This window comes from Streptomyces sp. NBC_01006 (assembly GCF_045162725.1).
GTDB lineage: Bacteria > Actinomycetota > Actinomycetes > Streptomycetales > Streptomycetaceae > Streptomyces.
This window is the reverse complement of the sequence record NZ_CP108700.1, coordinates 6467696-6486902: the sequence shown is the minus strand read 5'-3', so window position 1 is coordinate 6486902 and position 19207 is coordinate 6467696. Positions and strand designations below refer to the sequence as shown.

Below are 19207 nucleotides of genomic sequence, written 5' to 3'. Positions count from 1 at the left end.
TGAGGAGGACGGTCTTCTTCTTGGCCGGGAGGCTATGCCCCCGCCGCGTCAGCCGAGCCCGACGGCCACCTCGACCGCGACCCCGATGCACCCGAGCAGCGCCAGGCCCGCACCGACAATGCGGTACACACCGGTCTGATGGGCGTCAAACATGCCAAACGTCACGGTGGCCACCAGGTCGTTGAACCGGTCTGCGATTCCCTTGACATTGAGTGCCAGCAGGAATCCGAGCGCCGCGAACAGTGCCATGAAAATGATGGAGGGCACGCTCGCCTCGGAAGACACCCGTCCTGCTGTGGTCATCACCACGTGAGCCTCATCTGTCATATGTGCCACTTTACTTTCACCTTCAGTCCAGGGTGAACAGGTGCCCGATCCTGGTGCCGTAGGTCTGGCTGAGGCCGACCTCCGCACCGACACCGATACCCGCGCTGAAACTGGTGGTTCCTACGGGCTCGTTCCTGATGTTCCTGGAGCCGATCGAGCGTTCATGGGCCGTCGAGAGCGACAGTCCGTAGGACGCCGTCAGGCTGCCGCCCCAGCCGTCACCTCGCAGCTGCTCGAAGTCCGTCGCATTGCTGCGCATACCCGAAAGCTGCAGATTTGCCCCCACGGAAGGGGCTTCAGTGCCCTTGCTGAAACTCACACCGTACTCGGTCTTGCCGTCGGGCCGGCTGGTTCCGATCAGACAGACCGAGGCCGTGACACCTCCGCCGATCCCGAGCGAGCCGCTCAGGCATGCCCCGCTGGTGTCATTCGCCTCGACGGGCAGCGTGTACTTGTCCCACTTGTCGCCGAACCAGTCCTTCGTCTTCTCCCACAGGCTGCGGTTGTCGCTCTGCGGATGCGGCTCGGAAGCCGCAAGCACCACCACCGGGGGCGGGGGCGGAGGCGGTGCCTGGGTGCCGTTGCCGGAACCGGTGGAGCCGCCCGTCCGCCCTGAGCTGCGTGAGCTGCCCGAACTGCCCGAGCTGCGGCAAGCGGAGTTCGCGCACCCATAGTGCTTCAGGCGAACGTACTCCGGGTCGAGGGTTCCGCCGACGGATTCCACTATGGTCTCGTAGCGGTTTCCGTAGTCGTACGGGTCGTTGCCGTTGTGGCACTTGTACATGCCGCTGGCGCACTCTTCGAGTTGCTTGCCGGTGGGGTCCCAGAACGTGAAGGGGTTCTGGTTCGAGTAGGTGTAGCCGTGGAGCTGCTGCGAGTCCTTCAGGTCCATGATCGGGTCGACGGAGATGAACCGCCCGGTCAGGGGATCGTAGTCGCGAGCGCCGATGTGGGTGAGGCCGGTGTCGGCGTCCTTGGTTCCGCCGACGAAGCCCTTGTCGCCCGTCCAGCCGGTGGGCTGGGTGCCGCGGGTCTCGCCGAAGAGCCCGGTCTTGCGGCGGGTCACGGCCTGGGTGGCGTCCGCGGTGATCTGGGTGGTGCCGGTGCCGTGGTGGTCGGTGAGGGTGAAGGTGAGCTTGCCGCCCTCACGCATGGCGACGCCGTCGTAGTAGCGGGTGCCGGTGACCTTTCCGGCCTTGTCCAGGTGGAGTTCGTTGCCGCCCGGAAGGTAGAGCGTGGTGCTCTTGGTGTCCTTGCGGAGCAGGCGCTGGCCGGCCGCGTCATAGAGGAAGGAGTTACTGGAGGTGCCCTGGTTGAGGGTCTTCAGGTGTCCTTCGACGTCCCAGTCGAGGTACTGGGTTTCACCGGTGCCGCTCTTGCGGGTCTTGGTGTTGCCGGTCTCGTCGTAGGTGAAGGTCTCGTCGTGGGGGTCGGTGCCGGTTTGCGTGACCTTGGTGAGGTCGTGCTTCCCGACGGTCGGCGCAGCGTATGTGCGGATGGTGTCGGCGGTCGGGCCCGAGGCCGTCTTGTGCTTGGTCTCGGTCTTGCGGTTGCCGACCGCGTCGTAGGTGTACGTGGTCCAGTACGGGTCCTCGCCGCCGATGACGGACGTCGACGGGGTGGCGGCACAGGTCTCGCCGTTGTTGGTCCATGCCTGGGTGATGCGGCGCAGCGCGTCGAGGTTGACGCACTGGGTGTCGGTGGTGCGGGCGGCGTCCTGGCCGTACGCGGTGGCGATGGAGGTCAGGTTGCCCGCGGGGTCGTTGGTGTATTTGGTGTCCTCGATCCGCTGGGGTGCGAGGTCGCGGTCGGTGTAGGCGCGGCTGATCGCGCCGGTGTGCTCGTCGTACTCGGTGGAGCGGTACAGGCGCTGGCCGATGGCCCCGAGTTCCTGGCGGGTGCTACGGCCGTAGTGGTCGTAGGTCATCGCCGAGACGAGGCGGCTGCTGCCGGCGGCCATGTTGTTGAGCAGGCCCGAGACCGACTTGTAGGTGCTGCCTACCGTCTCGGCGGGCAGGTCGCCCATGGCCGGCTGCTTGGTCGTCAGGATCTGACCGGTGATGTTGTAGGTGTTCGTCCACTGGTAGGTGCCGGCCAGCGCCCCGGTGTCGGGGGTGGAGGGGATGGTCACCTTCGTGGTGAGGGGCTGGTAGAGGCTGTTGTAGAGGAGGACTTCCGACTCGTACGCCTTGCCGTCCACGTAGCGCGTGGACTTCGTCACCTGGCCCTTGGCGACCGTGTCGTAGACCTGCGCGGTCAGGATCGTGGCGCCCTGCTTCACCGTGGTGGGGCGGCCGAGGTCGTCGTAGTCGGTGTGCACGGTGATGCCGCGGGCATCGGTGACGTCGCTTGCCCGGTCGCCGGCGTCGTAGTTGCTCTTGGTGACGCCCTTGTCCGGGTCGCTGTCCTCGATCCGGCGGCCGCGGACGTCGTAGGTGTACGTCCACTTCGCGTTGGCCGGGTCGGTGACCTGGGCAAGACGGCCGAGCGTGTTGAAGGTGTACAGCGTCGACTGCGAGGTCGTGCGCGCGGCGTTGGTGTACTGCTTGACCTCGGTGGTGCGGCCCAGCGCGTCGACGACCGTGGTGGTCGCCGTTCCGCCCTGGGGCGGGATCACCGTGGTGGTGTCACCGGTGTAGCTGGTGGTGGCGCGCTTGGTCTCGGTGCCGAACTTCTTGGAGATCACCGCGGTCGTCCGGCCGGCGCCGTCGAAGACGGTGTCGGTGGAGGCCGGGTAGTTGAGCTCCTGTCCCGTGACCAGATCGGCTGAAGGCGGACCGTCGGCGTAGTAGGTGCCGGAGTTGCGCCAGGCCAGGCCGCGGGTGTCGTAGAACGTCTCCGTGACCAGACGTCCGGTCAGGTCGGGGGACTGCGTCTGCGTCTGGCGCTCGCGGAGCAGGCCGTCCCTGATGGAGTAGACGATGGAGTACTTGTAGTCGTGCGTCAGCGTCTTGGAGGTCACGACGCTCGGGCCGTCATTTCGGACCGTGTACTCGAAGACACGGCTCGGGCTGTTCGGGTTGTCGGCGGCCGTCCAGTTCGGGAGCCAGACCTTTGCCACCCGCCCGAGAGCGTCGTACTCCGTGCTGGTCACCTTGCCGTTGGGGTCGGTCACCTTCGTCGGCTGCGCGTGCAGCGGGTCGAGGTCCGACGCCGTGGTGTGACCCAGGGGGTTCGTCACCGTCATCGAGGCCGGCACCTCGCCCGCGGCCGGGGTGTAGGCCGTCGTGGTGACCTTGCCGTAGGCGTCAGCTGTGGCGAGCGCCCGACCGTAGGCGTCGTAGCAGAGCTCGTTCTTGGCAGCGCCGCATGTGGACGGGACGGTGGAGACGGCGTCGTAGCCGTCGCCCTTGCCGTTGATCTTCTCGGTCTTCGTCACCAGGCCCGAACCGGGAACGGTGCCGAGCGCGCCGTTGTCGAAGTAGGTACGGGTGTCGGCGATCACGTCGGCGGGACGGCCGGCGGCCGTACCGCAGGGCACACCCACCGTCTCGACGCGGCTGTGCTTGTCCAGCGTCCAGGTCGCGGTGTTGCGCGCGTACGTGGTCGTGGTGCAGGTCTCGTCACCCGCCTTGGCCGTGTCGCCGGTCGAGGACTCCCAGTCGACCATGCCGTACTCGTCGAAGTGACGGGAGGTCTCGGTCGTGCGCGTACCACCGGTGACGGTGGTACGGGTGGCTTCCTTCTCCGTTCCCGTCTTGTAGGAGACGAGGTCGGGCAGGCCCGAACGGACGCGCTTGGCCACGAGGTCCGAGCGCCAGGGCGACTTGGAAGTGGCAGTCACCAGCTTGGCGGTGTCGTCGCCCTCGTACGTGGCCGACTCGCGGACCATCCCGGCGAACTCGGGCCGGTCCGTGACCGCGACACCTGCGGAGTCCTTGACGTCCTTGCCGTCCAGGCCACGGAAGTAGCGGGTCTCGGAGAGCGTCTTGGGGTCGCTTGCGGCGCCGGTTCGCGTCTGCACGAGCTCATAGCCGCGGGCGACGGAGTGCACGCGGTCCTCAGGCTTGGTGAACTCGCTGGTGTCCTTGTCCCAGGCTGCTCCGCCCACATAGGTGTAGGAGGTCACCTTGTCCGGGGTGGAGGCGAGGTTGTCGCCCTCGACGATCTGGGACACCACGTAGGTGTTGAACCAGTCGACCTTCGAGGTGTCACCCTCCCAGGCCCACTTGACCGGGTAGCAGCGAGTCGTGTTCGTCCCGTCCGGCTTCGGCAGGGTCGAAGGGGTGCACTCGGGCTGGGAGTAGGTGACACCGATGGTGCCACCGCTCTCGGTGTTCACCTGGGACATCCGCAGCCGGATGTACGGCGCGAGACCGTCACCGGTGGCATCCACCCGGTTCGGGCGCTGCTCACCGGTGAAGGTGACCGGGGGAAGCGGGGTGTCCGTGGCGGCGCCCGCCTTGCCGGTGCGGGTGATGGACTTCAGCCACAGCGGGGTGGAGATGCCGTCGCCCGCCGGCGGGAAGTTCTGGTCCAGGGTCCAGGAGTCGACGTCCTGGTACGCACCACCGGTCAGGACCTTGGTGTTGATGCCGGTCAGACGCTTGCGCGACCAGAACGTCGGCGACCACTGGCCCTTGCACTCGGTCGACCCGTCCTTGCAGAACAGGTCGAACGGCGCATCCGGCCAGTTCTTGGAATTCGTCTCGTCGAAGGTGCCGCAGCCGGTCAGGCAGCGCTCGTTGACGTCGAAGGTGACCTGGCCCATCGCCTTGGCCGAGTAGACCGAGTCGGAGCGCAGGCCGTAGTCGATGTGGTCCAGCCAGCCGCCGCGGATGTACGGGGTGACCGTGGCCTTGCCGGTGGTCTCCGACACGTTGCGGCCGTAGTTGTTCGTCTCGGTCTTCCAGTAGTACGCCATCGCGGCCCCGCCGGGAGCGACCACGTAGTCAAGCTGCCAGCGCCAGGCCTGCTGGCACCACGCGGACGCGAAGGAGGCGTTGTAGCAGGGCTCGCCCGCCTGGTTGCCGAACACCGGGACCGTCCAGGCGGAGTTCGTCGTCGGCGTCGACGCGTCCTTCCAGCCCGGGAGGCGGTTCAGACCGAAGAAGTACTGGGTGCCGTCGGTCGTGGTGATCTTCCAGTGCTCACCGTCGTTGTCACCGTTGTTGGCGCCGGTGAGCTTCTCGACCTTCTCACCCGAGTCGGTGGCCGGGTGCCAGCCCTTGCCCTGCTCGTACACGAGCTCGGTCGACTTGCCGCCCAGGGACATGGTGGCGTTGTCGTTGAACCAGCACTGGTCACCCACCTTGGTGGTGTTGGTGCCGCCGGTCTTGTCGTCGTTGCACGCCTTGTACCTGCGCTCGATGAACCCCGGCTCCCAGTTCCAGCCGTCACCGATCCACGAAGCCTGGCTGTTCGACGCACTCATCCGGCCGTCGACCGACTGCGAGCTGTAAGCCAGCCCGATCTGAGGCGCCTGCCCGCCGGGCACAGCGGGAACGCTGACGTTGTACGACCAGTTGAAGCCACCGCTCGAACCGCCGGAGGACCAGGAACCGGACGGCTGCAAGGACGTCGCCTTGTAGTCACCCGTCGGACCGGCATCGCCCGCCGTCGCGGCGAGTACGGTCGCACCGCCGCTCGCGGCGGCCGACATCGCCGACTGGCCCGACTTCGCCGAAGGTGCCGTGGCACCCGCCGTGGTGACCTGCGCGGACAGCTTGCCCGCGCGCGTGTCGTTCTGCGTCTGCAACGGTTTCTGCGTACGACACTCCGCGCGATCGGGAGTGGTCAGCGCACAGGCCGGGAGCTCCACCAGGTGCAGGCGGGAGGCGTAGTCGCCGCCGTAGGCACCCCGGAAGGAGTTGTAGTCCACCTCGACCTTCGCCGACGCGGACCGCACGGAGCCGTCCGAGCGGCCCACCGACAGCAGTACGCCGTCGACGCCCGCCTTGCGCGCCGCGTCCTTGCCGGCGACGGAGACCTTCACCTTCGACGGCGCCTCGGCCGCCTTGCCCGGAGCCACGTACACCGCCACCGGGAGCTTGCCCGCCTGCTGCGAGCCCGAACCGACGGCCGGAGCCTGCGCCGCACCGGCGAGGAACGACTTCGAGACCGGACCCGAGGCCGAGGAAAGGTCCACCTCCGCCGAACCCGCGGCCGGCCAGGAGACCTTCGGAGCCTTCCACGGCGTCGCCGCGTCATCGGCCTTCTTCGCCCCACCCGCACGGACCGGCTTGACCGGCACCGCCTTCGGCTGCTTCAGCTCCGGCAGCGAAGGCCCCGATTTGCTGTCCGCTACGGCAACAGCGCCAGGGAGCATGCCTGAGAGGACTGCTGCGGCCAACGCCACAGAAAGCCCTCGCATGCGAGATTTTCTCACACCCCACCCCAACCATTCATAACAATTTACCGGCGCAGACTAACAGGGCGAATTCACCAATCCGGGCCCTCGTTGACGGCTTCCATAGGGCCTTCGACCGCAGCAATTGCTGCAAAGTGGATCTTGCGGACCAATGAGGACAGGTCATCTAAGATTGACATAAAAGCTGCAGGTCAGAGCGTTTGGATGTCGGCGCCTCGCGTAGAGTTGGCCCGGAATATCCAACAGTTGGAGTGTGCGTGAGAAGAAAAGAGACCCTCTCCGGTGCGCCGGGCGGGCGGGGGATTTCGAGGGCCATTTCCGTGGCCCTGATAAGCGGAATTGTCGCCACCGGATTGGCCGTAATACAGCCCCCGACCACCGCCGCCGCCGCAACGGATCCGGTTGCCGAGGGCTCTATGAGCGCAGCCGACTTCGCGCTCGCCAAGGCCAAGGAAACGGGCCAGCCCTACGAGCTGACTTCCGCGCGCACCGAGACCTCGGACACCTGGGCGCTGCCGACGGGCAAGTGGACCGTCAAGCGGTACGGGACGACGGTGCGCGTGCGGCGGGCCGGCGCGTGGGTGGCGACCGATCCGACGCTGCAGTTCGCGGCGGACGGCACCGTGGCCCCGAAGGCGTCGGCGGTCAACATCACCTTCTCCGGCGGCGGCACCGGGCCCCTGCTGACCGGGGTCAAGGACGGCCGCACGCTGTCGCTGACCTGGCCGAAGGCCCTGCCCAAGCCGACTCTGGCCGCGAACGTGGCCACCTACGCCAACGTGCTGCCGGACGTGGACCTGCAGCTGAAGGCCGACGTCGAGGGCTTCTCGGAGCTGCTGGTCGTCAAGACGGCCGAGGCCGCCAAGCACCCCGACCTCGCCACCCTGAAGTTCAAGCTCGACACCGTGGGCCTCAACGTTTCCGGCAATGCCACCACCGGCCTGCTGAGCGCCGTCAACCCCGCGGGCCAGACCGTGTTCACCGCGTCCGCACCCATGATGTGGGACTCCACCACGACCGGTGCCGCCGCCGCTCCGCAGGCCAAGACGGCAGCCCGTTCGCTCGCCGCCGCGGCGGACGGCGGCGAACCCGCCGCGCCCGCCGACGCCTTCGTGACCCCGTCCGGGGCCAAGGACGCGCAGATGCCCACCGCCGTGACCGGTGGCAACCTGGAGATCAAGCCCGACCAGGCCCTCCTGACCGGCGCGGCCACGAAGTACCCCGTGTTCATCGACCCCTCGGTCGCCTGGGGCGAGCGCCAGAACTGGGCCTGGGCGTACCGGAGCTGGCCGAAGAACTCGTACTGGAACACCAAGCAGGACGTCCGCGTCGGCTACGAGAGCGAGACGAACGGGCTGTCGCGCTCCTTCTTCCAGCTCGACACCGCCAACCTCAAGGGCGCCCAGGTCACCAAGTCGACGTTCCGCATCAAGGAGACGTGGTCCTGGTCCTGCACGCCCACTCCCGTGGAGCTGTGGACCACCGGCCCCATCTCCTCCGCGACCACCTGGAACAGCCAGCCCGGCAAGGGCAGCAAGCTGGCGACCGTCTCCGCCGCGAAGGGCCGCCCCGACTGCGGCGCCGGCAACCTCGAGTTCGACGCCACCGCGGCCGCCAAGGAGTCCGCGTCCAAGGGCTGGTCCAGCGTGACGCTGGGCCTGTACGCGTCCAACGAGAGCGACCAGTACCAGTGGAAGCGCTTCGACCCGAAGACGATCACCCTGGAGACGGAGTACAACAACCCGCCCCGGACCCCCGCCGATCCGGGCACTTCGCCCTGGGTGCCCTGCGTCGAGGGCGGAAAGATCGGCAACACCACGATCGGTCTCTACTCGACGATCTCGGACCCCGACGCCGGAAACCTGAGCGCCGAGTACCAGATCTTCAAGGCCGGCCAGAGCACACCGGTCGCCACACAGACGCTCCCCGCCAACAACGGCAAGGTCGCCACGTGGAACGTCCCTGACACCAGCCTGCCCGACGGCGACTACACCTGGAAGGTCCGCGCGACCGACCAGGACAACGCCGCTTCCGCCTGGTCGCAGACCTGCAAGTTCTCGGTCGACCGCACCCGGCCGGCCAAGGCACCGAAGATCAGCTCGACCCTCTTCCCCGACGGGAAGAGCGGCTGGCCCGCCGGAACCGGCAAGGCCCGTACGCCCGGCTCGTTCACCCTCGCCGCCAACGGCGTGAAGGACGCGACCTGGTACGGGTACTACACCGACTGGAACCCCGAGCTCAAGAGCGCCACCGTGGCCCCCGGTGCCTCGGTCGACGTCCAGCTCACCCCGCCCGGCGCCGGCCCGCACTTCGTCTACGCCTTCAGCCAGGACGCGGCCGGCAACCGCTCCGACACCACGGCATACCTCTTCTACGCCGCCCGCTCGGCGGCCCTGGACACTCCCGGAGACCTCAACGGCGACGGGAACCGCGACATCTGGAGCAACGACTCCTTCGGCAACCTCCTGACCTACGCCGGCCAGGGCAACGGCAAGTTCACCGCCGCGACCAGGGCCGGCAAGAACTTCAACGGGGCCCGGCTCGACACGCTCGGGGACTGGGACGGTGACGGGTACAACGACCTCGTCTCCCTCGAACAGCCGGCCGGGATGACGGCCAAGAAGCTCTTCGCCTACGCCAACAACGGCCAGGGCGGCGCGGACAACCCCGTCGAGATGACGGTGGCGTGCCCCGTGAAGAACCCCGGCGCCGGATGCGACTACGGTCCGGACTGGAACGGTGACGACCACTGGTACAACGCCGAGCAGGTCCTCGCGCCCGGCGACCTCAACGGGGACGGCACGCCCGATCTGCTGGTCAAGCAGGGCAAGCAGCTCTGGGCGTACTACGGCAGCGTCTTCGGCACCCTCGACGGCAACGGGGAGCCGGTGCTCGTCGGCAACACCGACTGGGACAAGTACACGGTCGTCGCCCCCGGCGACGTCAACGGGGACAAGGTTCCCGACCTCTGGCTCCGGGACAACGCCACCGGCGACATCCTGCGCACCTACGGCAAGAAGGGCACGGACGGCCAGAGCGTCGACCTCGCCACGTGGGGCACCCAGACCCGTACCAAGATCGGCAGCGGCGTCACCCAGGCCGCCTTCCCGCAGATCGGCTCGGTGGGCGACGTCTCCGGTGACGGCGTAAGCGACCTGTGGGCCCGTCAGGCCGACAACACGGTCGTCGGGTGGAACGGACTCGCCTCCGGCGGCACCGTCACGGGCTTCTCCGCCCAGTACCAGATCGACGGCGTGCCCGGCGCGAAGATCCCGGCGGGCACCACCCTGGCCTCGGGCGAGGAGTTCCCTTCCGGCAACTCCAAGCTCGTCATGCGGGCCGACGGCAACCTGGTCCTGACCACCAAGGACAACAAGCAGATCTGGGCAACGAACACCGGCGGCCACAACGGCGCCCTGGCCCGTATGCAGAACGACGGAAACTTCGTCGTCTACGCCGCCGACGGCACCACCGCCCTGTGGAGCAGCAAGACCAACACCCCGTACTCCTACGCCGTGGTGCAGAGCCGCGGTGTGCTCGTGATCTACAACGCCTCCGGCCAGAGCCTGTGGACGAGCGGCTCGCAGAGCCGGCCCGACTACAACGGCGACGGTTTCACCGACGTCCTCGCCCGCGACGCCCAGGGCGACGCGTGGATCTACAAGGGGACCGGCGGGAGCGGCACCGGCACGCTCGGCGCCCGCTACTTCATCGGCAACGGGTTCTGGCGCGACTACTGGACGAACCTCTACACCGCCGACCTCAACAACGACGGCCGCACCGACATCGTCGGCCGCACCAAGGAGGGCGACCTCTACCTCTTCCCGGGTAACGGTACCGAGACCAACGCATTCGCTCCCCGCTACCTGATCGGTGTCGGCTGGAACGGCTACGACCTGGGCTTCGGTGACGTCAACCTCGACGGTCGCACCGACGTCTTCGCTCGCGACGGGAATGCGGACCTGTGGGTCTACCCGGGAGCCGGCGGAACCGGCACCAGCACGCTCAGTCCACGCACGTTCATCGGCAACGGCTTCTGGCCCGGCGGCTGGGAGACGCTGCGGTACGCCGACATGAACGGGGACAGCAAGATCGACATCGTGGGCCGCACCGACCAGGGAGACGTGTACCTCTTCCCCAACGCCACCGGCGCTGACGGGAAGATCTCCTTCGGCGCCCGGACCTTCGAGGGCAACGGCTGGTGGGTCGGCGGATGGACCCCGTACCCGACCGACCTCAACAGCGACGGCGCTGCGGAGCACGTCGGCGTCCTGAACAACGGGGAGCTCTACGACTTCCTGCCGAACCAGGGCCGCATCCTGATCGGCAACGGCTGGAACGGCTACGACGTCGTCCTCTGACGCACGACCGTGAACATCGAGGGGTGAGGTCCCGTCTCCGGGGCCTCACCCCTCAGCCATGCGCCGCACGCGTACGGCCGTAGGGCGGTAGGGCGGTACGGCGGGACCGGGCACTTATCCCCCACGAGGCACCCGCGTCCCGGAACGGGGCATCCGTCACCTGAAGCGGTGAACTCTTCCTTGTCCCGGCGACGGCAGGGGTAGAGGGCTGCTGATCTCGTGCGGGGGGCCGCAGGCAAGGGCCCCCGCGCCCTCGGACGGAAAGGTCCAGCCCGCCGTGACACAGCCGTTTCAACTGCCGGATTTCTATGTGCCGTATCCGGCCCGCCTGAACCCCCACCTGGAGGCCGCGCGAGCGCACACCAAGCAGTGGGCCCGCGGCTTCGGGATGCTGGAGGGGTCCGGCGTCTGGGACGAGCGGGACCTCGACTCCCACGACTACGCGCTGCTGTGCTCGTACACCCACCCCGACTGCGGCGGCGACGCGCTGGACCTGGTCACCGACTGGTACGTGTGGGTCTTCTTCTTCGACGATCACTTCCTGGAGGTCTACAAGCGCACCCAGGACCGCGAGGGCGCCAAGAAGTACCTCGACGGGCTCGCAGCCTTCATGCCGATGGACCTCGCCGACGGGTTCCCCGAGCCGGCGAACCCGGTCGAGGCGGGCCTGAAGGACCTGTGGTCGCGCACCGTGCCCGCGATGTCGATGGACTGGAGGGAACGGTTCTCCGAGTCGACGCGGAACCTCCTCAACGAGTCGATGTGGGAGCTCCACAACATCAACATCGGCCGCGTGGCCAACCCGCTGGAGTACATCGAGATGCGCCGCAAGGTCGGCGGCGCCCCCTGGTCGGCCGGGCTGATCGAGTACGTGTCCGCCGAGGTGCCGGCCCGGGTGGCGCACGCGCGCCCGCTCGAAGTGCTCCGCGACGCCTTCTCCGACGCGGTGCACATCCGCAACGACATCTTCTCGTACCAGCGCGAGGTGGAGCAGGAGGGCGAACTCTCCAACGCCATCCTGGTTCTGGAGACCTTTCTGGACTGCACCACCCAGGAGGCCGCCGACCTGTCGAACGACCTGCTGACCTCGCGGCTCCAGCAGTTCGAGTACACGGCCCTCGCCGAGGTCCCCGGGCTCGCCGCCCAGCACGGCCTCGACCCCGTCGAGATGGCGTCCGTACTCGCGTACGCGAAGGGCCTGCAGGACTGGCAGTCCGGCGGCCACGAGTGGCACATGGTCTCCAGCCGCTACATGAACGGGGAGGCCAAGGCGGCGGGCGCGACCCCGCTCACCCTGCCCTTCCTGCCCAGCGGGCGGGGCACCGCCGCCCTCGACCTGCGCTCGCTGTTCAACCCCCGCGCCATGGAGATGCGCCGCCGCAGCTTCACGCACGTCCCGTTCCGGAAGGTGGGCCCTTCGCTGCTGCCCGACTTCTACATGCCCTTTCCCCTCACCCTCAGCCGGCACCTGGACCTGGCCCGCCGCGAACTGGTGCTCTGGTGCCGGGAGATGGGCCTGCTCCGGCCGCAGCCCGGCGATCCCGGCTCCGACATCTGGGACGAGGACAAGCTGGTCCGTATGGACTTCGCCCTGTGCTCGGCGGGCATCGACCCCGACGCCACCGCCGAGGCCCTGTGCCTGAGCGCGCAGTGGCTGGCCTGGGGCACCTATGCGGACGACTACTACCCCAAGGTGTTCGCCGGATCGAAGTCCCCCGGCGCGGCCCGGGTGACGACGGACCGGCTGATCTCCATGATCCCGGTCGACCCGGCCGAGGCCCCGGAGCCGGTCACCGCGATGGAGCGGAGCCTGAAGGACCTCTGGGCCCGGACCGTCGCGGGGATGAGCTCCGTGATGCGCGCGGAGTTTCGCGGGCACGTCATCGGGATGCTGGACAGCTGGGTCTGGGAGATCGGCAACGCCGTCATGAACCGGATTCCGGACCCGGTCGACTACGCCGAGATGCGCCGCTTCACGTTCGGCTCGTACCTGACGATGTTCCTGGCCAAGTTCGGCCACGAGGGCGACGGTGTCCCGCCCGAGGTCTACCGGGACGGGGTGATGCGCTCGCTGGAGAGCGCGGCGGCGGACGTCGGGTGCATCACCAACGACCTCTTCTCGTACCAGAAGGAGATCGAGGTCGAGGGCGAGGTGCACAACCACGTCCTCGTCACCCAGAACTTCTTCGACATCGACTACCCGCAGGCGTTTGCGATCGTCGCCGACCTGATGGTGCAGCGCACGAAGGAGTTCGAGCACATCCGCGACCACCAACTGCCGGTGCTGTACGAGGACTACGGCCTCGGACAGGAGGCGCGGGCCTCGCTCGACGCGTACGTACGGGAGTTGGAGGACTGGATGGCCGCGGTCCTCAACTGGCACCAGAGCGTGAGCCGTTACCGTGACGAGGACCTGCACCCGAAGACCGACGACCGGGCCCCGGGGGCACAGCTCGGCCGGAGCTCCTCGTTCGGCATGGCGGCGGCCCGGATCTCACTGCCCGCCTGATCCAGCCTGATCCCGCCCGACCTTGCCGGTCCGCGGCCCGGCGCGCCTCCCCTCAGAACTCGTCCGCCGTGTGCGGCAGCAGGGGGGTGTGCAGGGCCGTGTCCAGGGCCGCCGCCGCGCCGGGGGTCCGCTCGGCCACCAGCCCGGCGGCGACCAGCTCGGCGACCCGGGTCCCGCCCAGGTAGCAGGCCGCGAGGTCCCGTACGTCGAGCTCCAGGTCGGCGGGGGCCGCGGCGCGCTCGCAGGTCGCCCCGCCCGGCCCCGCCTTGAGCCGGTACCGCCCCGCGTTCGCGGGCAGCCGCACGTCGGCCACCTCCAGCACCAGCTCCACCGGCGCGGCCCAGGACCGCCGGGCCAGCGCCGCCGGTACGTCGACCAGGCGCAGCCAGAGCGCCGGGAACTGCTCGGTGACCCTGACCTGGTCCCGGTCGGCGGCGAACCGGAGCAGCGGGTCGTCCAGCGGCCGGCCCCACGCGGAGACCTTGCCGGTGAGGTCGAGGCCGGCCAGGCAGTCCCACAGGGCGGCGGCCACCGCCGGGGTGTCCGCCTCCAGTTCGTCGACGCGGACCAGGCCGGGGCTGCGGGCGGGGCCGCCGTCGCCCTCGTGCTTCGTGCGGTAGAGCACGTACCCCGCGATCGGCTCGCCCGGATCCCCGAGGACGATGATCCGGGGCGGGCCCAACTCCTCGTCCTCCTCGTCCTGTTCGCAGAGCCACGACTCGTTCCAGCGCTCGGCGTCGCGGGTCGGGCGGCCGGCCCGCCCGGCGCGGGCGGCCTCGTGGTACGGCCCGATCACCCCGAGCGCGTCCTCGGGGGCGACCAGTCGCAGCGGGCGCGGGTCCGGGGCGATGCGCAGGGCCAGCGGCCGCGTCGAGTCGATCTCGATGGTGGCGCCCTGGGTGGCGCAGCCGTAGCCGAAGCGGCCGTAGATGGCGGATTCGGAAGCCCACAGGGCGGCGATCGCGCTGCCCGCGGCCCCCGTGCGCCGCAGCTGCTCGTCCATCAGCGCGGTGAGCACGCCGCGGCGACGGTGGGTGGGGGCGACGCTGACGAAGGTGAGCCCGGGGCAGCGCAGATCCGCCCCGGGCACCGAGAGCCGGAAGTCGTGCGCGGCCATGAACCCGACCAGCGCGTCCCCGTCGTAGGCCCCGAGGCGTGCGCAGTGGCGCAGGAGGGCGTGGTGGCGTTCGCGGCCCTCCGGTTCGGGCCGGTCGTGGAAGACCAGGTACGCGAGCTCCAGAGCGCGGTCGATGTCGGCTTCGGGTACCTCACGGATGTCCACCATGATCGGGAGACTAATCGGTCATCGCGGACCGGTCACCCCATAAAGGCCGGGATGGCCGACGGGCACCGCTACTGCGGCCCCGTCCAGCCCGTCGGGACGTGGCCGAGACGGACGCGCTGCGGGTGGTCGCCGACGGGGACGGAGACCCGCTTGGTCCCGGTGGCGAAGTCGATGGCGGTGACCCGGTCGGCGCCGCTCTCGGAGATCACGCACGCCGTGCCGTCCCCGTCGACGGTGGCCCAGTACGGCTTGTCGGCGGGCACCAGCGGCCCCTCGGTGAGGGAGGCGCGGTCCACGACGGTGGCGTAGTCGTCCATGGTGCCCGCGACGCAGAGCTTGGTTCCGTCCGGGCTCATGGACATGCCGTGGTGGCGGGAGTCGTTGACCCAGGTGGTGCGGTCCGTGTTGGTGGCGGGATTGCGGGGAAGTTCCTTGATCCGGGTGATCCGGTCGGCGGCCACGTCGTACTCGACGACCCCGTTGAAGAAGGACACCTGGAAGTAGAGCTTCGACTCGTCGGGGCTGAAGGACATCGGCCGGACGGCGTCGGACAGGTCCGAGCGGCCGAAGGCGTCCAGCCGCTCGCGCATGTCGATCACCCGGACGGTGCGGAAGGTCTGCGCGTCGACGACGGTGATCTTCCGGTCGCCCTTCGTCCAGTCCAGCCACGGCGCGTCCAGGGCGGAGGTCACGTCCCCGATGGAGCTGTTCCACAGGAAGCGGCCGTCCCGGCTGAAGGTGTTCTCGTGCGGCTTGTCGCCGGTCGGGAAGGAGCCGAGCTGCCGGCCGGTGGCGATGTCGAGGACGTGCACGGTGTTGGCGGTGGAGGCGGAGACCGCGACCCGGGTGCCGTCCGGCGAGACCGCCATGTGGTCGGAGCGGAAGCCGGATACGGGGAAGCGCCAGTTGATCCGGCCCGTGCGCACGTCGATCGAGACGACGTCGGCGAAGCTGGGGCGGGAGGCGACCACGGCGGAGCCGTCCGGGGTGGTGTACATGTCGTCGACGAACTGGTCGTGGCCCTCGCCCGCGCCGCCCCGGATGCCGAGGAAGAAGGCGAGCTTGATCGGGTTGAGGTAGATCTCCCGGAGCCGCTCCTCCTTGTCGGGGATCATGTTGAGCCGGCCGACCTTCGCGAGGTCGCCGGTGGAGGCGAGCACATCGGCGGTGCCCTCCCAGTTGTTCCCGACGAACAGCACCTCGCGGACGCCGGGGCCGACGGCCGCCGCGGGCCCCGCCACGAGCGCGGCGGCGGCCAGCACGGAGCCGGCGAGGAGCGTACGTGCGAGGGTGTGGGCGGTGCGGGCGGTGCGTACGGTCCGGGACATCCGCTCAACTCCGTTAAAGAAAGGCGCTGTTACCGGCCGGTAAAATAGGCGGGACGGCGAAAGGGCGCAACCCCCACGGGGTCACGCCCCAAGTCGTCCTCCAGCGCCTTTCCGGCGCCGCCCTTCAGGCGACCGAGCCGATCCTGCCGATCACGGACTTCGAGGTGTCCGGGTGGATCGGTATGTGCGCCCCGGTGAGGGCCGCGCCCGAACCGCCGCGGCGGTTCGCGACGATCTCGGCGGCGATGGACAGCGCGGTCTCCTCCGGCGAGCGGGCGCCGAGGTCGAGGCCGATCGGGGAGCGCAGCCGGGCCAGCTCCAGCTCGGTCACGCCGACGTCCCTGAGCCGCTTGTTGCGGTCCTCGTGGGTGCGGCGGGAGCCCATGGCGCCGACGTAGGCGACGGGCAGTTTGAGGGCCAGCTCCAGGAGCGGCACGTCGAACTTGGCATCGTGGGTGAGCACGCACAGGACGGTCCGGCCGTCGACCGAGCCCGCCGAGGACTGGGCCTCCAGGTAGCGGTGCGGCCATTCGACGACGATCTCGTCCGCCTCGGGGAAACGGTTCTTCGTCGCGAAAACGGGCCGGGCGTCACACAGGGTCACGTGGTAGCCGAGGAATTTGCCGATCCGCACCAGGGCGGACGCGAAGTCGATCGCGCCGAAGACGATCATCCGCGGCGGCGGGACGCTGGACTCGACGAGCACCTTCAGCGGCTCTCCGCAGAGCCGGCCGTCGGCGCCGATCTCCAGTACGCCCGTGCGGCCGGCGTCGAGCATGGCGCGGGCCTCTTCGGCGATGGTGCGGTCCAGCTCGGGGTGGCCCCCGAAACCGCCCTCGTGGCCGCCCTCGCCCCGGACGAGCACGGCGCGGCCCAGGAGCTCGGCCGGACCTTCCGCGATCCGGGCCACCGCCGCGGCCTCCCCGCGGGAGGCCGCCGCCAGCGCGGCCGCGAACACCTCCCGCGCGGGGGATCCCACCGGCACCGGGGTGATGAGGATGTCGATGATCCCGCCGCAGGTCAGGCCCACGGCGAAGGCATCGTCGTCGCTGTACCCGAAGCGCTCCCGGACGGTCTCGCCGTCCTCCAGCGCCTGCCGGCACAGCTCGTACACCGCGCCCTCCACGCATCCGCCGGAGACCGATCCGATGGCCGTGCCCTCGCTGTCGACGGCGAGTGCGGCTCCGGGCTGCCGGGGCGCACTCCCGCCGACCGCCACCACGGTGGCGACGGCGAAGTCACGTCCCTGCTCGACCCACCGGTTCAGTTCTTCGGCGATGTCCAGCATTGCGGCCTCCTCGGAGGGGTTCGGTTACCAGTATCGGATGCGTGGAGGGTCAGGGCCGGATCACCGGCCCCGCCTTACTTCACCCCGAGCCATGCCTCGATGGGGTGCTCCGCGAAGAAGATCACGAAGATCACGGTCAGTGCCCACATGAAGGCACCGATCTCGCGGGCCTTGCCCTGTGCGATCTTGATGGCCACGTAGGAGATCACACCGGCGGCGACACCCGCGGTGATCGAGTACGTGAAGGGCATGATCGCCACGGTCAGGAAGACCGGGATGGCGGTCGCGCTGTCGGCCCAGTCCACGTGGCGGGCGTTCTGCATCATCATCGCGCCGATCACGACCAGGGCCGCGGAGGCGACCTCACCCGGGACGATCTGCGTGATCGGGGTGAAGAAGAGGCAGGCGGCGAAGAAGAGGCCGGTGACGATGGAGGCGAGGCCCGTACGGGCTCCCTCGCCGACGCCGGTGGCGGACTCGACGAACACGGTCTGGCCGGAACCGCCGGCCAGGCCGCCGATGGCACCGCCGGCACCGTCGATGAACAGCGCCTTCGACAGGCCCGGCATGCGGCCCTTGTCGTCGGCCAGCTTGGCCTCGGTGCCGACGCCGATGATGGTGGCCATCGCGTCGAAGAAGCCGGCGAGCACGAGGGTGAATACGATCATGCCGACCGTCATGGCCCCGACCTCGCCCCAGCCACCGAAGGAGACCTCGCCGAAGAGCGAGAAGTCCGGCATCGAGACGGCGGAGCCGTTCAGGGTGGGCGGGCCGTTGCGCCAGGCCTTGGCGTCGACGTCGGCGACGGCGTTGACGATCGCGGCGATCACGGTTCCGCTGACGATGCCGATGAGGATCGCCCCGCGGACCTTGCGGGCCTGCAGCATGAAGATGGTCAGCAGGGTGATGCAGAAGATCAGGACGGGCCACCCGGCGAGCTGGCCGACCGGGCCGAGCTGGACCGGCGGAGCGAACTCCCCGCCGTTGCCGACGAAGCCGGCCTTCACGAGCCCGATCAGGGCGACGAACATGCCGATGCCCATGGTGATCGCGTGCTTGAGCGCGAGGGGGATGGCGTTCATGATCATCTCGCGGAGGCCGGTGACGACCAGGAGACAGATCACGACGCCGTACATCACGCACATGCCCATGGCCTGCGGCCAGGTCATCTGGGGGACGACCTGCGAGGAGAGCACGCCGGAGACCGACAGGCCCGCGGCCAGGGCCAGCGGGACCTTGCCGACGAAGCCCATGAGCAGCGTGGTCAGGGCCGCGGCGAAGGCCGTGGCGGTGATGAGAGCCTTCTGGCTCAAGGTGTCTCCGGCGACGTCCTTGCCGGAGAGGATCAGCGGGTTGAGCAAGAGGATGTACGCCATGGCCATGAAGGTCGTGACTCCGCCACGAATCTCATTGCCGACGTTGGAACCTCTGTGGGTGATGTGAAAGTACCGGTCGAGCCAAGAACGCCCGGCGGGATTGCGAGAGCCGTCGCCGGCCTCTTCCGCGCTGGTCTTGGGCTCTACAGACGACTGGGTCATGGTGCCTAACTCCCAAGGTTCAAAGGGGCACCCGCATGGAGATTGGAGACGCGGGATTTGGGAAATGCCGTTTGGCTGCACGACCCGGGGTGACGGCCCGAGGCGACGCGAAATGCACTGCGTGTACTGCGGGTACTGCGGGGGTTCTGCGGTACTGGTGTGGTGCTGGTGGCGGCTCCGGGGTGCCGGGGCCACCGGGTGTTTCGTGGGGGTACTGCCGGTGGGACGGACCGCGAGCGGTGCGGTCTTTTCGTACTCCGG

The 19207-nt window shown here is 69.0% G+C and carries 8 protein-coding genes; 2 read left to right on the top strand and 6 right to left on the bottom strand.

What is annotated here, in order from left to right:
* Positions 1-48: 48 nt before the first annotated feature.
* Positions 49-327 (bottom strand): hypothetical protein, encoded by a 279-nt coding sequence (locus tag OG509_RS29405; protein ID WP_406185584.1) that lies wholly within the window; start codon positions 325-327, stop codon positions 49-51.
* A gap of 22 nt (positions 328-349) precedes the next feature.
* Complete coding sequence (locus OG509_RS29400; RefSeq protein ID WP_406185582.1) at positions 350-6595, bottom strand: RHS repeat-associated core domain-containing protein; 6246 nt, start codon at positions 6593-6595, stop codon at positions 350-352.
* Positions 6596-7053: 458 nt separating this feature from the next.
* Between OG509_RS29400 and OG509_RS29395 the strand changes: the two genes are divergently transcribed.
* Together OG509_RS29395 and OG509_RS29390 are read left to right on the top strand one after the other, a co-directional pair.
* Entirely contained in the window at positions 7054-10998 is a 3945-nt protein-coding gene (locus OG509_RS29395; protein WP_406185581.1) for an FG-GAP-like repeat-containing protein, read from the top strand.
* A gap of 277 nt (positions 10999-11275) precedes the next feature.
* A complete protein-coding gene (locus tag OG509_RS29390) occupies positions 11276-13507 on the top strand; it encodes a germacradienol/geosmin synthase (RefSeq protein WP_406185579.1) in 2232 nt (743 codons plus the stop codon).
* Between the two features lie 52 nt (positions 13508-13559).
* Here the strand turns inward: OG509_RS29390 and OG509_RS29385 are convergent, their stop codons facing one another.
* The 4 genes from OG509_RS29385 to OG509_RS29370 all read right to left on the bottom strand — a co-directional run bounded on the left by OG509_RS29385 (position 13560) and on the right by OG509_RS29370 (position 18946).
* Positions 13560-14792 carry a GNAT family N-acetyltransferase gene (locus tag OG509_RS29385; RefSeq protein WP_406185577.1) on the bottom strand — a complete coding sequence of 411 codons (1233 nt, stop codon included), beginning with the start codon at positions 14790-14792 and terminating at the stop codon, positions 13560-13562.
* Positions 14793-14860: 68 nt separating this feature from the next.
* On the bottom strand, positions 14861-16120 hold the full coding sequence (locus OG509_RS29380; protein ID WP_406185576.1) for a YncE family protein: 1260 nt from the start codon (positions 16118-16120) through the stop codon (positions 14861-14863).
* 124 nt (positions 16121-16244) lie between these two features.
* Positions 16245-17408, bottom strand: a complete 1164-nt coding sequence (locus OG509_RS29375) for an XdhC family protein (RefSeq protein WP_406185575.1) — start codon at positions 17406-17408, stop codon at positions 16245-16247.
* A gap of 74 nt (positions 17409-17482) precedes the next feature.
* Complete coding sequence (locus tag OG509_RS29370) at positions 17483-18946, bottom strand: NCS2 family permease (protein ID WP_406185573.1); 1464 nt, start codon at positions 18944-18946, stop codon at positions 17483-17485.
* Positions 18947-19207: the final 261 nt, after the last annotated feature.

Excerpts from the sequence above, each read along its gene's own strand:
- OG509_RS29405 (WP_406185584.1), bottom strand. The coding sequence starts at position 327 with ATGACAGATGAGGCTCACGTGGTGATGACCACAGCAGGACGGGTGTCT.
- OG509_RS29400 (WP_406185582.1), bottom strand. The coding sequence starts at position 6,595 with ATGCTCCCTGGCGCTGTTGCCGTAGCGGACAGCAAATCGGGGCCTTCG.
- OG509_RS29395 (WP_406185581.1), top strand. The coding sequence starts at position 7,054 with ATGAGCGCAGCCGACTTCGCGCTCGCCAAGGCCAAGGAAACGGGCCAG.
- OG509_RS29385 (WP_406185577.1), bottom strand. The coding sequence starts at position 14,792 with ATGGTGGACATCCGTGAGGTACCCGAAGCCGACATCGACCGCGCTCTG.
- OG509_RS29380 (WP_406185576.1), bottom strand. The coding sequence starts at position 16,120 with ATGTCCCGGACCGTACGCACCGCCCGCACCGCCCACACCCTCGCACGT.
- OG509_RS29375 (WP_406185575.1), bottom strand. The coding sequence starts at position 17,408 with ATGCTGGACATCGCCGAAGAACTGAACCGGTGGGTCGAGCAGGGACGT.
- OG509_RS29370 (WP_406185573.1), bottom strand. The coding sequence starts at position 18,946 with ATGACCCAGTCGTCTGTAGAGCCCAAGACCAGCGCGGAAGAGGCCGGC.